The sequence below is a fragment of the Desulfobacterales bacterium genome, from assembly GCA_030066985.1.
In the GTDB taxonomy this organism is placed as follows: Bacteria; Desulfobacterota; Desulfobacteria; order Desulfobacterales; family JAHEIW01; genus JAHEIW01.
This window is the reverse complement of the sequence record JASJAN010000003.1, coordinates 161,393-174,874: the sequence shown is the minus strand read 5'-3', so window position 1 is coordinate 174,874 and position 13,482 is coordinate 161,393. Positions and strand designations below refer to the sequence as shown.

Sequence of the window (13,482 nt, the reverse complement as noted above, 5' to 3'; positions counted from 1 at the left end):
TTGGTTTTAAAGCAAAATTCAACAGGCAATGGCAGCTGCATTTTAACCTTCAGGGCGCACCAATTGAAAGCGGAAATTTTTGACAAATAGGGCGATCAGCGCCGGCAGCACAAACACCGTAATGGTGCTGCCCACAATTAACCCGGAAGCAAAAACCGTAGCCAGACCTTTAAACAACGGCCCGCCGCCAAACATCAGCGACATCAACCCGGCCACGGTGGTGGCGGTGGTCATAAAAATCGGCAACAGGCGCACGCGAGCGGCCTTCAGCATGCAGCTGCGGAAAGCTTCCCAGGTCAAACCGCAGTAAGAGCGCTCTCCTTCGGGTGCCAGATCTTCTTTGGCATTCAGCTTTTCGCGGATCAACTGCTCGGTATAATCGATCAACAGGATAGCAGCATTCAAGACCGTGCCGAACAATGCCAAAAAACCCAGCGTTTCCATAAATCCGAACGGAATGTCACGCATCCACAGACCCAGCATCCCGCCGATGACCGACAGCGGGACCGTCAATAAAATGAGCAGAGGCTTGACCGCCGAGTTGTACTGCAGCAGCAGGCATAGGATGACCAATAGGGCCCCGACACCGAGGGCCACGTTATTGGCGCGTTCGCCACGCACGGCCTCTTCGTCGATGCCGCCGTTGGCGATATGATATCCGGGTGGCAGCTCCTTTTCGATGGCAGCCACCTGAGGCTTCAATATCTCCAATACTTCCCTGGCCAAAAAATCCGTCTCCGGCCGCGCCTGCACCCACAGGGACCGCTCGCGCTGGTAGCGGGTGATCAGGGTGGGTTCGTAGCGTACCTTTAAATCAGCGATAGCCTTCAGGGGGACTTTGCGGTCATAACCCTCGACAAAGGCGGTATTCACCTTTTGAAGGGATTGACGTTGATCCTTGGGTAGACGCAGCATCACCGGGATTTCGCGATCGCCTTCGCGGTAACGGGTCAGATGCAGTCCGCTGTAATAGGCATTGAGGGTGCGTGCAATGGTGTTATTGGTCACGCCAGCCAGGTTGGCATCCACCGAATCGACATCGACATCCAGCTGCAGACCATAAACACCCCAGCTGTCGTGCACATCCCAGGCCATCCGGCTGTCTTTGAGTATATTTTTTAGTTTGAGGCCGTAATGGCGCAAAACCGCCTCATCTGCCAGACGCGGTCCCGAGATGCGATATTGGATTGGTGTGGGCACGGGCACGCCCAACACGAGTGTCTGAGGGACGACCCGGGCACCGGTAATGGGCGGCAGGTAGTCGGGATCGCCCTGCTGACCGATGCCGTTCCAGGCCGCGTAGCGAATGTCGGCAATGAAATCATAGACACCCTCCGGGTCGTTGGCATTGATCAATATCAGGGCATAATGCGGCGCATCCGGTTTGGGATCTGTGCCCGTATAAAAACGCGGACCGCCGGCGCCAACGTAAGTCACCATATTATCCAGCCGTGGAAACGGATTTCCGTCTTCATCGACAGACGCCACCCAGGCCCCGTCCTGCCGTTTGACCTGGCTGAGCCGGCGTATGAGGGCTTCAACCTGCTGGGTAGTGTCGGCGGTGCGGTAAATGGATGCCGTTTCGGGCAACCAGACATCCACCACAAACTGCGGGCGATCCGAATCCGGGAAAAAAGAAGGCGGCACCGGCAGCATAAACGAGGCAAACAGCAACGCAAAAGCAGCGGGGATGACCACCATGCGCAGCCGAATGGCCCAGCGCAAAAGGACGACAAATAAATTATCTTTGGCGGCATCGTCTTTGGCAGGCCGTTCACGCCCTTTTATGCCCAGCTTGGCGGCGATCCATTTAATAACCATGACAATCGGTAGCCCGGCGATAGGCTTCAGTAGGTAAAAGTTTAAAATAGGGGTGACCGTCATGGCACACAGCCAGCTGACCAGCAGGGTCAGGGAGACCACCACCGGCAGGCTGAAAACATATTCGCCCATGTCCCCCGGCAGGACAAAGGCCATCGGTATGAAAACGCCGATGGTGGTCAGCGAAGACCACAGCAGCGAGGTACCGACTGTCGTAGCGCCCTCTACTACGGCTTTTTCGCGCGGCATCCCCTCACTCATAAAGCGGGACGAGTTTTCACCGATGACAATGGCGTTGTCCACCAGCAGCCCCAGCGCGACAATCAGGGCCGCCAGCGAGATTTGTTCGATTTCGACATCCCAGATGCGCATCAGGGCCAAGGCGGTCAACATAACCAGCGGAACCGTAATGGCAGTGACCAGTGCCACCCGCGGCCCGGCCAGCAGGCTAAGGATGATCAGCACCAAAACAACCGCTGAAATCAGGTTGTCGACCACGTCGCTGACCTTTTTCTCCACAAAAGCCGGGGGATTTGAAACCACGGCAACACGGATATCCGGCGGCAAAAAGGTCTGGCTGGCCGTTTCCAGCAGCAACTCCACGGCATCACCCAGCCAGGAGATATTTTTCCCCGGCTTCATGGTAAACGAGAGCACAATAGCGGGCATCGATGCTTCGGAGTCGCCGTAATAGGTAAGCGCGGCAGGCGGATCCTGGTACTCGCGCTTCACGACAATATCCAGGTCCTTGAGTTTGACCGGCACATCAAACGCCGGACGCTTGGATTTGGGTTTTGCAGGTGCCTCTGTTTGCTTATCTCTGGTGATGCGGTCCACGACCACACCGTTTATTTCGCGCACGGCATCAAAGTTGCCGGTAATACGCGTGTTGATGCGGTAGTCTTCGGTATTAAGAATGCCGGCCGGGGCGATCACGTTGCGCTCGCTGAGTATGCGCTGTAGAAAATCGCTGGTGATGCCCAGCTGGCTCCACTTCTCGGCAATTGTTTCCAGGTAGATGACTTCCGGCTGAACGCCATACAGGTCCAGGCGGGCCACATAGGCGGGTTCGGTGGTCAGCGGCACCACGCGACCGTCAGGCCGCTTGGTCACCGGCCGCAGATCCATCAGCCGGTCGCGCAGTCGTTTGGCAAAGATTTCCAATTGGCGCGGCGTGTAGGGTTGTGTCTTGGCGGTTTCCGGATCCTGGTAGAGCGCCAGAACCAGGGCGGCGGTATCGCCGAAGTTATCGTCGACCTTGGGCGGATGGGCCGTTTCCGGCAGCTCCGTCTGCAGCAGCCGCATCTCGGCGCGCAGCTTCTGCCACACAGGCGCGGTGTCGTCAATCTCATATATGGTGGATACATTCACCACCGAGCGCCCATAATAGCTGCGAGATATCACGCGTCGGACCTGTTTGATGTTGGCGGCCGCCTTTTCAACTTTATCGGATATCAGCTCTTCCACCTGGCGGGCATTGGCCCCCGGCCATTCGGTGGTGACGGTGGCTTCCCGAATGATGAATTCAGGGTCTTCGCGGCGGGGTGCGGTCAAAAAGGTGTTGAGGCCGGCACATAACAATAGAAATGCAATACCTAATACAATCGGTTTGTGTTGCAACGCAAATTTAGGCAGATTCATAGCTTGACCTCGACTTCGACAAAGGCATTGACTGGGTCACCCTCCCGCAGGTAAGCGGCTCCGTCCACGATAACTTTCATACCGTCCGACAACCTGTCCGCTGCCTCCGGTATAATTTCAATCAGCGTGCCGATGTTTTGACCGGTTTTGACCGCCACCCTTACTGCCCGCTGGTGGGTTTCATCCACGGATTCGACCGCAAACACATGATATCCGGCGCCTTCTTTCATAACCGATAGAACCGGCACGTAAAACCCGGTGTTCAGCCGGCCCTGTTGAAGGTCGACCCCGACGACTTGACCGGGGCGCAACAGCCAGTTTTTACGCACCCACACCACAGATTGACCCTCCTGCAGATCGGACGGCGCATTCGCCACGCCCAGATCGGTTTCTGGATTTAGGGAGCCGATATCCACCAGTTCACGGAAGGAAAACAGCCCGAAAGCCCTGATAAAGCGTTCGCCCGGCTTTACCCTGACTTTGCTTACCGTGAACACCGGGTTGAATGTACCCCCCAAATCATTAATGGTCACTCCATCGGCCTTCCAGACGAAAAACCCGTCCTTATCTTTGTAGAGCGTGTCTTCACTGGCAAAAAACGGCGGTTGGCCGTCGGCTTTCTCAGATTCCAGACTGTACAGTGCGTTAGTGCGAATAATGTCTTGCGGATCCACCTCCTCGGGTATCCCGATTTCCACCAGGCGGTTGCGGACCAGCAATGTCACCATAAATGTGCGCGTGGCGGTGTCTGCGGTGGGCGCTTTGTTGTGGACCCAACCATGAAGGGGCGCTTCGCCGGGACCCCCATAAACCAGAACCAAATCGTTGTAATTCAGATTTTGTTCCACTTCCGGTGAGACGGCAACTTCGACCTTGATCGGGTCCATCATCTGAATGGTGGCCACCGGTTCGCCCCGTTCCACATAGCCGCCTCGAATCGCATGCAACCTGGCAACCTGCCCACTGAAAGGCGCAAACAGCAGCGTATCGGCCAAATCGATCTTGGTTTGTGCCAGATTGGCCTGAGCCGCCTCCAGTCTGGCTCTGGCCGCTTTAAAATCGGCCTCGGCTTTGTCCAAGAAGCTCTTGGCTCCGGCACCTTTCTCAAAAATATTGCGCTGGCGCTCAAAATCGCGTTTAGCGCGAAAAACTTCAGCTTCGATATCGCGGATGTCCGCCGCCGCTTTGCTGACGGCCACTTTAAAGCGGGGGCTTTCCAACTCGGCCACCAGTGTTCCCGCTTGCAGTATATTACCGGCATCATCGGTTGCGGGCCCCTGGACATTGGTGCCGCGATCTTTCACAAATCGCAGCCGCCCGTTGACATCAAACCCGAGGGTTTCTCTTTTCCAGGACTCAACGGACCCGGCCACCAGGGATTGACTGACGGGCGTGCGCTTGGCAAGCGTCAGGTAGGTGACCGGCCGCGCCGGTTGAATAGTTTCATCAGTTTCACCCGACTGGCAGCCAAAAATCATGCTTTGCAGCAAAAAGGCAAGAATTGTTATTGCGAAGATGCCGCTTCGACGGCAGGTATCGATTAAGGCGGCATTTTTTAGAGAGATGATGTGCATCGTTGTCCCCCCATCTGAAAAACGATTGTGATCATCACCATTCTGAAAGTGAACTGGAGAATGTGTGACATGTGGAAGAATTTACTTTAGTAAGACTAAGGCTAGATTAACGATCGTCAAGTTGCAAACCGACCAGTAATATTGACGTTTCGAACAACCTGAGGTAACCTTATCTTACACAAAGGCAACACACTTTAGGGGAATGTAGCACTGCTTATCATTTTAGACCGCAGCGATACTGTTCAGCACTTTCAAGCGGATCTTCAACAGGGAAGTCAACATCGCCAACAAGAACGAAGAGAGGCAGAAAAAAATGAAAGTCAAACTGTTTGGCATCCTATTTATTTCCACGGTTGTTTGCATCATTTTTATGGCACCCATCGAATCGCCCGCTGCTCAATATACCTGCTTTGTAAAAGCCGGCCGGGAAGATGCGCATGTCGTAGTCAATGATTACGACCGTGATGGGAATCGGCTGCCGAGAGGCGGAGAAATTTATAGGGGCGTAGTTAAAAGAGGCCAGCGGCAACAGATAAAGAGCCGTTTTGGTAAAATTCGCTATAACTACCGATTGTATAATCAATCGCGCACCAGCGGCCGCAATTCCACCAACTGTGAGGGGGGTAAGAACATACAATTGCCCTAAACGACCGTCCATTTAAGGTCTGGAGGTCGAATTTTAATGATATTTAACAAACCATTCAATGAGCTGCCTGGCGATACTTATCTTGGGGGGAATTCGCGGTAAGTTGTCTCTTTTAAACCAGGCCGCATCGACGATTTCAGATCCGTCAACACGAATATTACCGCCGTCGTAATCGGCCGTAAAGGCAACCATCAATGAGTTCGGAAACGGCCATGGCTGGCTGCCAAAGTAGCGGATATTTTTGACCCTTAAACCCACTTCTTCACGTATCTCTCTTTCGACACATTGCTCCAGCGTCTCACCCGGCTCCACAAAACCGGCCAAAACACTGTAAAACGGCAGTTTAAAGCGTTTGTTGCGCCCCAGCAGGATTTGATCCCCGTTTACAACGGCCACAATAACAGCCGGCGATAGGCGGGGGTAATTGGTTAGCCCGCAGTGCAAACAAATTTTAGCGCGCTCGTCTGACTTAAATTCGGTCTGTTTACCACAGCTGCCACAATATCGATGGGTTTGGTTCCAGTTCACCAGTTGGTTTGCTCGCCCGGCGATCCAGATCAGATTCTCATCCAATACGCTGAACAGTGCCCGCAAATCTCTGGGCTCCAGATTCGTCTCTTCAGGATTGCTATCGGCTATTTCGGCAGCATAGCAGGGGCGGTCATCCAGAGTGCCAAGATATTGTTTGTGGATCACAGTGGTTTGAGTTTTTTTTAAATCTGATGTTTCAGGGATGGAGCAGCTATCGTTTCTGACTTTGACCAACAGTTTACCCTGATCGTAAATAAACCACAGGGCATTGGCTGCCTCTTTTGAAGGGGTTTTAAAGTCAGGAATAAAGGCCATAGATTCAATTCTTTTTTATGAGAGATTGGCGAATGCGGCGTGGCAGTTTGGGATTAAATTGGGTGGTCAGATAATCTTGGAAGTCCGTTAAGGCTTTGATGCGGCCTTCCTGGTATTTTTGTTTATTCCGATCACCGGATCCATTCTTCAAGCCAGTCTGCGCATCTGCAACCCTTTGATCAATCAATTCATAAATATCTAACAAATATATATATGCCATTTTAAATTTCCAAATTTGAAATTGGCTTTAAAAGTCCAGGTTTTGTTTGCTGGCTCCCGCAACCATGTGCGGAATTTCGCATCCAATTTTATGAGATTAAGGTGCTCAAAAGGTGCGCGCTAAGATGGATCCAAATAATGTAATATATCCAAATATAAAAGATAATCTCCATTTCACAACCGGAAACGGGCTAACTGGTAACGGGCCAACCGATCTAGAAATATTTTTGGGTCTTAAGGTCCACCCTCTCAGCCAGATAAGCGCGAATCCACGCCCATTCCGCCAGTTGTCCTTCATAAAATCGTTGTGATGCCCGATCGTCTTTTTGCTGCGCTTCAGCCTGGCGTTTTTGGGCCGATTCAATTTGTTTACTGATATAGTTGTGGATATCGATCAAATATTCGTTGGCCATATTCTTGCCTTTGCCATTATTCTGTATTTTATGATTCACCACGAAAAACACGAACCCGCCCGCCTCGCCTTGCGGTCTCGCATGGCGGGCGTGGGAAGCACGAAGTTTTGTTTAAGATATTATAATGTTGCGTTTTAAGACCGTCGTGAGCTTCTTGGTAAAACGAAGCGCTTTTTACCTTTGGGACAGCTTTTCGGCGATTGCGCTAAATCGTGCGGCCTCTGTGGTATTGCCCTGGGCGGTATAAATGCGGCTGACCTTCTCATAATAATACGCTGCCTTAGCAGGCACTTCCTGTGCCAGGGCGAGATATAGCTCAAGGATATCACTGCCGTGCATGCCGGAATCAAAACAAAGATCGGCGTAGCGTTCCTTGATGAAGGGATCGATTCGCGCATGACAACTTCGGCACTGTGCCATCATTTCCCGGTATAAATTGCGTGCATTGGCCAGCTCGTTTAGCGCTTCATGGGTATTGGCCAATTCCCGGGCAATACGTTCATCCCATCCATAAGTTTTTAAAAATGTTTGATAAAGTGTCTTGGCGGCAGGATGGTCCCCAGCTCGAGACAATGTTTCTCCTTTTAAAAGATACACCGCCACGGATTCGGTCAGCTCTTGGGGCACCGAACGAAGCAGCGCTTCTGCACGCTTAAACTCGTTCTGTTCCCAAAAAATCTCACATAAAAGCTGGTAGGCGGGAAGCGCCTGGGGTTGATCCTGCAATAGCGTTTCAAGCAGTTGTTGCGCTTCCGAATGCTTGTCCAGGTTTAGATATGCAGTTGCCAGCTCCAGGGGGACAAAGCTGCCCGAAGTCGAATTTTCCGCCAGGGCGCTGCTCAGGTAATCTGCTGCTGCCGAAAAATCTCCCCGGTTCAATGCCAGATAACCTTTTTTAAAATCTGGGCCATAGCTCAGATAGGCTTTTTGAACTTCTTCCGGCAAAGCGCCGCACAAGGCTCTAAAGGTTTCATCCTTCTCTTCGTCTGGCTGTGAAAATTCAGGTTTTTCGATCTCCAAACGATGGTCATCGTCTTCAAAAGGTGCTTCGACATCTTCGCTGAGCGAGTCCCCAATCGACTTGCTCATTTGAAAATCAAGCAATTGATGCTTTTCTTCCAGCTCAGTTTGAAGCGCAGGATCATTGGTCAGCTCCCTGGCCAGCAGATAGAGCTCTCGTGCATCATCATAATAGCCGGCATCGAGCATATCGTCTGCACTGCGTTTATGACCGCGTGCCAGGGCCTCTTTGGCGCCGCTTATTTTTTGCTGTAAACGGGCTTTAAAATCGGGGTCCGGGGCTGTACTGCGTTCCATTTTCTGCAAAGCGCGTTCATATTCAATTTTGGCTTTGCCCCAAAGATCTGCGGCAAACAGCTCATCACCCTCGTGTTCGTGCGCCAGGGGTGTTTTTCCGGAAAATTTTTTTAGAAAGGACTTCATTGTCATATGTTTGCGCTTAAATACTAGAAAACATCCAGATGTTTTTAATTATTAATTTCGAAAGGATACCTATAACCAGAAGGGTTTAATCGGCTATGATGATATGTTTGGGGGCAAAATACTAGGTATTATGTGAACCCATGCTAGTATATCATGATATTGTCTAGGATTTTTGCGTTAGTTTAAGTTCAAATTCTGAATTTACTTATAAAACAGTAGGCAGAAAACGAATTCAAAGCCCGATCTGTATTGATCCAACCGCTTATTTGTTCATTATCTGCCGGGTACAATGATGCGAGAATCCGGTTTTTCAATACGATTGTCTTGCTGCTGCTGTTCTTGATATTTTTTGGCCTCTTCAGCCAGTCGATCCATGGCAGCTGTCATGGCCTCCGGAAATTTTTTAATCGCCTGTTGCAGATCTTTGGCTTGAATGACGGCCTGCAAGGGCAGCGGCCCGCCGGGGGTCATCAACGATGTATGGGCGACAAAAACCGATTTGCGGGTTTTGTCCACCGTGCCATCTGACTTTACCGGTGTCATGCGCTTAATCATCCCCACCTTCAAATCTGAAAAGGTTTCCTCTTTGTAAAGATTATTGCGATCCAGTTTTAATTCGGTCGGTTGCTGTTGGTCTTCTGCCATTATAATGTCTCCTTAAAAGGTGTCTCTGTTGGCCGATTGCTATCGGCAAAACAAGTGCGCAGGGTAACAGATCAAACTATATAACGCAATGCTTTTAGGTTTTGATCCATCTGATTATTGTTGTTAAACAGCAAAAATAATAATCACCATTTTACAAATTTCTACAATCACGAGTAAAGTTGCCAGATGGGTAATTTAACCTTATCTTGAGCTTGTATAAACATCTACAAATTATCGAGTCTAAACATTGATCCACAAATGCGTATCAACTCAAAGAAATTAACGCGACGGAATTTTATGACCCTGACCGGCGGCGGTCTGGTATCCATTGGGCTGCCGGGACTATTTATTAAACTCAGCCTTAATGAAAACCGGGCATGGGCCGCCACCCTCAGACCAGATGGACGATCCCGCATCCCACCGGGCCAACATGCGGTCAAAGCGCTGAAACCCATGGGGGGGGCGCCAGGATCCGGTCAAATGAGCGACGCAACGCTGAAAATCAGTGGTCAGGTCGAAAACCCCCAACGCATCCGGTTTCAGAATCTGAGGGGTTTAAATCCGATCACCCAGATCTGTGATGTGCATTGTGTGACCGGTTGGACCCTGCTGGATTCAAAATGGACCGGTATTCGGGTTACAGAAATAATGAAACGTGTTAACGTCAAAAAAAGCGCCCGATTTGTCATTTTCGAGGGGCATGCCGGGTACACGAGCAATATTCCCATCAGCGAGGCGGTCAAGGAAAATGTTATTTTGGCATATCAATTTTCCGGAAAACCGCTGCCCAAAGAACATGGTGCGCCTTTGCGAGCTTTGGTGCCGGATCTGTATTTTTACAAAAGTGTGAAGTGGCTCGAGGGCATCCGTTTTAGCGAAGAGGATGAACCTGGATTTTATGAAAGCAGGGGGTACTCTAACACGGCGGATCCATGGAAAGAAGAACGCTTCGACTGATAGTTTTAGACATAATTTACAGGATTAATAAGATTTTTTCCCAGTTTCTTCCAGAAACTGGGAAATTATAATTCGCTTTCAACGAAATTAAATATAGGCTCTCAAATTGAGATATTCTATTTTTGAACTTGTTTCCGTCTACTTTTGCTTGGAAAATCTTGCTACTCATGAGTGTGCCATACTCAGTCCTCAGTCCTCGTTACTCAGTCCTCTTCTATTTTTTACCAGTTTGCCGATGGTCAAGCCCTGCACGATGATGGAAAAAACCACGATGATGTAGGTCACCGCTAGGATGGCCTCACGGTTCGGTCCTGCCGGCAGAGACAGGGCCAGCGCCACCGATATACCCCCACGCAGTCCCCCCCAGGTCATGATTTTGATCACATGTGGGCTGAAGGTTCGGAAGTGTTTGAGAATCACCACCGGTATACCGACACAGATAAAGCGAACACCCAACAATAGCGGAATCAGAATAATGCCTGCCAAAAGATAGGATTGGTTGAAAGTTAAAATCAAAACTTCCAGTCCGATCATGACGAACAGGACGGCATTCAGGATTTCATCTACCAGTTCCCAGAATTTGTCCAGATGGTCGCGCACCTCTTCTGACATCGCCAGCATGCGACCATGATTACCGATCAGCAGCCCTGCCACCACAATGGCAATCGGTCCGGAAAGGTGCAAGCTGTCAGCCAGCGCAAATCCACCGGTAACCAGAGCCAGTGTAATCAGTATCTCGACCTGGTAATTTTCCACGCTTTTCAGCATCCAATAGGCAATGCCACCGATGAGCAGGCCGAAGATCAGTCCACCAACGGCTTCTTTTATGAACAGCCCAGCCACCGAAGCTGGGGTCACGCCCCCTGTTCCGGTGGCAATTTCCAATATGACCAGAAACACCACCACCGCAACGCCATCGTTAAACAGCGATTCACCGGTAATTTTAACTTCGAGGCTCGCGGGTACACCCGCTTTTTTTAAAATGCCCATAACAGCTATAGGATCTGTCGGCGAAATTAAGGCACCAAACAAAAGGCAATAGATGAACGGCAAATTTATACCCAGCCAGCCCAGCACCCACCAGCTGGCCAGGCCGATGATAAATGTGGACCCGATAACACCGATGGTGGCCAGTGTGCTGATAATATATTTTTGCTGGAACAGGTCTGAAAGGTTAATATGCAGGGCTCCGGCAAACAGCAGGAAACTGAGCATGCCGTGCAGTAAGGTTTCATCAAAATCGATGTTGTTCAACAAGAAACGGGCATCTTCTTCAAGCTGAATTCCCAGGGAACTCAGACCGATCAGTACGAGCGAGGCCAGCAAAGAAATTGCCATTACACCGATAGTGGTCGGCAACTTGATAAACCGATGGTTGATATAGCTGAACCCTGCTGAGAGGGTCATCAAAATGGCCAAAATGTTAAATAGTTTCATTTTATTGGGGTATTCGGTGTTGGAAATTTCGTTATTGTTTTCCTGTTCGATCCTCGATACGGCAAACATAAAACATGCTTGCCGGGCAAGTAAAACTTTATCCTGCGGATTTTCGTTTTGGCAGCTTGAGAACAAACGGTATTGCTGCAAGCCCCATGATAGCGCTGATGAAATAGGTGGCGCGCAGGCCGATTAAGTCCGCGATGAAGCCGACGACGACCACGATTGCCGAACGGGCCATGAAGGAGACCATCATGAAGAATCCATTGGCAGCAGATGGACTGCTTTTGGCATGTTCCTGTACCAGGGCCAGCATTACCGGAGTTGTCGACAAGAGGGTAAATCCGATAACGGCTAAGGTCAAAAACCGGATCCAACCGCCAATCCAGGCGAAGACAAGCAAACTGATCGGCGCGCCCAACAATGAAATGAGCAGAATCCGGCGGCGGCCAAAACGGTCGCTCAGAGAACCGGCCGCAAAAACGCCGCCAACGCCGCTGATTTCAAATATCGTCAGTGCAGCGCCGGCAAGCCAGAGATCACCGGTTTCCAGTTTAATAAAGGTTGGCAAAAATGCTGCTAAAGACGCATGCATGAATCCTCGGGCGATGAGAATCGCTGTCAACGGCTTCAAAATGAACCGCAGCTCGTGCCAGGTTTGCAGTAGGGAAATTTTGCGATTTTTATCAATGCTAATCGGTACTTCCCGAAAATTAAAATATAGCCAGGTCGAAGCTGCCAGACCGAAGACCATAATGGGATAGAAGCCTTCGAGCCCGGCAATAGAAACCATCCCCACCGCCACCAGGGGTCCGACGGCTCTGGCAAGTTCACCACCGGTCATATAGAAACTCATTCCACGGCCTTTTTTGGAACCGGCTAAACGTGAGATCATCACCGGGGAAGGCACATGAAAAAGCGAAACGCTAATACCGGTTATAAATAATAATATCAGCAAGATGCCATAACTGGGTGCCAGGCCGATCAGACTCATCGGAACAGCGGTCAATGCGGGCGCGAGAATGATAAAATAGCGAACGCTGATTCTATCGGCCAAAATCCCGATATAGGGATTCATCAGAGCTGGTATCTGCATGATCGATGAAAGGAAACCGGCCTGTGTCAAAGACATGGACAGTTTTTCGATCAGAAGCGGCAGAAGCGGGGACAGAAAACTGGAATAGACATCGTGAATGAAATGGCATACCGAAAGCACAATGATGCCCCCGGTTTTAAATTCTGCTGATTGACGATCATTTGCCGGTTGGCGGTTCATAAAAATGGCTGCTTTTTTTAAATGCTGTTTTGGACATGTTAATTTCCATAGAAGACGTTACTGAAGCTTAAATTAGAGCGAATGTCAATCCCCTTGCTTTTAGTTTTGCAGACCTTATCTTAGGGATTCTTTCAATTGGGCGAACCGTCCAATGATAAACTCATAAAGGGGGATTGTATAATGGCCAGAAAAGTTGTGATCGACGCCGATGAATGTATCGGCTGTGAGAGCTGTGTTGAGCTTTGCGCAGAAGTTTTTGCGTTTAACGAAGAAGAAGAAAAAGCAGAAGTGATCTTGCCTGAGGGCGGACCCGAAGACTGTATTGAAGAAGCGATGGAGACGTGTCCGACGGATTGCATTACATGGGAAGATTCCGACTAAAACGGATGGCAGAACAATCATCTTTTGCCCGAGAGCTGTGTTACAAACTGGCGGAAAATACTCACGTACTATCGTGTACGCTCCGCTTTTCCACCAGTTTGCGCCGTGCTCTCGGACAAAATCTAACCGTTCTGCCATCCGTTTAATCGTTTATAAATATGTTCTTTCTCAACATCACGCCTT

Annotated in this window: 12 protein-coding genes; 3 read left to right on the top strand and 9 right to left on the bottom strand. The window is 50.2% G+C overall.

Annotated features, from left to right (window positions below):
* Positions 1-42: 42 nt before the first annotated feature.
* Both QNJ26_02775 and QNJ26_02770 read right to left on the bottom strand, forming a co-directional pair.
* Complete coding sequence (locus QNJ26_02775) at positions 43-3,462, bottom strand: efflux RND transporter permease subunit (protein ID MDJ0984443.1); 3,420 nt, start codon at positions 3,460-3,462, stop codon at positions 43-45.
* Positions 3,459-5,036 carry an efflux RND transporter periplasmic adaptor subunit gene (locus tag QNJ26_02770; GenBank protein MDJ0984442.1) on the bottom strand — a complete coding sequence of 526 codons (1,578 nt, stop codon included), beginning with the start codon at positions 5,034-5,036 and terminating at the stop codon, positions 3,459-3,461. The genes QNJ26_02775 and QNJ26_02770 overlap by 4 nt, the downstream gene beginning before the upstream one ends.
* Before the next feature lie 313 nt (positions 5,037-5,349).
* Between QNJ26_02770 and QNJ26_02765 the strand changes: the two genes are divergently transcribed.
* Positions 5,350-5,682, top strand: a complete 333-nt coding sequence (locus QNJ26_02765) for a hypothetical protein (GenBank protein ID MDJ0984441.1) — start codon at positions 5,350-5,352, stop codon at positions 5,680-5,682.
* A gap of 33 nt (positions 5,683-5,715) precedes the next feature.
* Here the strand turns inward: QNJ26_02765 and nudC are convergent, their stop codons facing one another.
* The 5 genes from nudC to QNJ26_02740 all read right to left on the bottom strand — a co-directional run bounded on the left by nudC (position 5,716) and on the right by QNJ26_02740 (position 9,248).
* On the bottom strand, positions 5,716-6,528 hold the full coding sequence (nudC, locus tag QNJ26_02760) for an NAD(+) diphosphatase (protein ID MDJ0984440.1): 813 nt from the start codon (positions 6,526-6,528) through the stop codon (positions 5,716-5,718).
* 4 nt (positions 6,529-6,532) lie between these two features.
* Positions 6,533-6,748: a hypothetical protein gene (locus QNJ26_02755; protein ID MDJ0984439.1), complete on the bottom strand. Its 216-nt coding sequence runs from the start codon at positions 6,746-6,748 to the stop codon at positions 6,533-6,535.
* A 214-nt stretch (positions 6,749-6,962) separates the two neighbouring features.
* A complete protein-coding gene (locus QNJ26_02750) occupies positions 6,963-7,160 on the bottom strand; it encodes a hypothetical protein (protein ID MDJ0984438.1) in 198 nt (65 codons plus the stop codon).
* A 174-nt stretch (positions 7,161-7,334) separates the two neighbouring features.
* The gene (locus QNJ26_02745; GenBank protein MDJ0984437.1) at positions 7,335-8,609 is read right to left on the bottom strand and encodes a tetratricopeptide repeat protein; all 1,275 of its coding nucleotides are present in this window, start codon (positions 8,607-8,609) and stop codon (positions 7,335-7,337) included.
* A 267-nt stretch (positions 8,610-8,876) separates the two neighbouring features.
* Entirely contained in the window at positions 8,877-9,248 is a 372-nt protein-coding gene (locus tag QNJ26_02740) for a cytoplasmic protein (protein MDJ0984436.1), read from the bottom strand.
* Between the two features lie 258 nt (positions 9,249-9,506).
* On the opposite strand from QNJ26_02740, the gene QNJ26_02735 reads away from it, so the two are divergent.
* Entirely contained in the window at positions 9,507-10,205 is a 699-nt protein-coding gene (locus QNJ26_02735; GenBank protein MDJ0984435.1) for a molybdopterin-dependent oxidoreductase, read from the top strand.
* 189 nt (positions 10,206-10,394) lie between these two features.
* Here QNJ26_02735 and QNJ26_02730 read toward each other — a convergent pair whose 3' ends face one another.
* Together QNJ26_02730 and QNJ26_02725 are read right to left on the bottom strand one after the other, a co-directional pair.
* Complete coding sequence (locus tag QNJ26_02730) at positions 10,395-11,711, bottom strand: sodium:proton antiporter (protein ID MDJ0984434.1); 1,317 nt, start codon at positions 11,709-11,711, stop codon at positions 10,395-10,397.
* 28 nt (positions 11,712-11,739) lie between these two features.
* On the bottom strand, positions 11,740-12,918 hold the full coding sequence (locus QNJ26_02725) for an MFS transporter (protein ID MDJ0984433.1): 1,179 nt from the start codon (positions 12,916-12,918) through the stop codon (positions 11,740-11,742).
* A gap of 180 nt (positions 12,919-13,098) precedes the next feature.
* Here QNJ26_02725 and QNJ26_02720 point away from each other — a divergent pair, with 180 nt between their 5' ends.
* Positions 13,099-13,299 (top strand): ferredoxin, encoded by a 201-nt coding sequence (locus tag QNJ26_02720; GenBank protein MDJ0984432.1) that lies wholly within the window; start codon positions 13,099-13,101, stop codon positions 13,297-13,299.
* Positions 13,300-13,482: the final 183 nt, after the last annotated feature.

Coding starts and splice junctions, on each gene's coding strand:
- QNJ26_02755 (MDJ0984439.1), bottom strand. CDS start 6,748: ATGGCATATATATATTTGTTAGATATTTATGAATTGATTGATCAAAGG.
- nudC (MDJ0984440.1), bottom strand. CDS start 6,528: ATGGCCTTTATTCCTGACTTTAAAACCCCTTCAAAAGAGGCAGCCAAT.
- QNJ26_02720 (MDJ0984432.1), top strand. CDS start 13,099: ATGGCCAGAAAAGTTGTGATCGACGCCGATGAATGTATCGGCTGTGAG.
- QNJ26_02730 (MDJ0984434.1), bottom strand. CDS start 11,711: ATGTTTGCCGTATCGAGGATCGAACAGGAAAACAATAACGAAATTTCC.
- QNJ26_02775 (MDJ0984443.1), bottom strand. CDS start 3,462: ATGAATCTGCCTAAATTTGCGTTGCAACACAAACCGATTGTATTAGGT.
- QNJ26_02745 (MDJ0984437.1), bottom strand. CDS start 8,609: ATGACAATGAAGTCCTTTCTAAAAAAATTTTCCGGAAAAACACCCCTG.
- QNJ26_02765 (MDJ0984441.1), top strand. CDS start 5,350: ATGAAAGTCAAACTGTTTGGCATCCTATTTATTTCCACGGTTGTTTGC.
- QNJ26_02725 (MDJ0984433.1), bottom strand. CDS start 12,918: ATGAACCGCCAACCGGCAAATGATCGTCAATCAGCAGAATTTAAAACC.
- QNJ26_02750 (MDJ0984438.1), bottom strand. CDS start 7,160: ATGGCCAACGAATATTTGATCGATATCCACAACTATATCAGTAAACAA.
- QNJ26_02735 (MDJ0984435.1), top strand. CDS start 9,507: ATGCGTATCAACTCAAAGAAATTAACGCGACGGAATTTTATGACCCTG.
- QNJ26_02770 (MDJ0984442.1), bottom strand. CDS start 5,036: ATGCACATCATCTCTCTAAAAAATGCCGCCTTAATCGATACCTGCCGT.
- QNJ26_02740 (MDJ0984436.1), bottom strand. CDS start 9,248: ATGGCAGAAGACCAACAGCAACCGACCGAATTAAAACTGGATCGCAAT.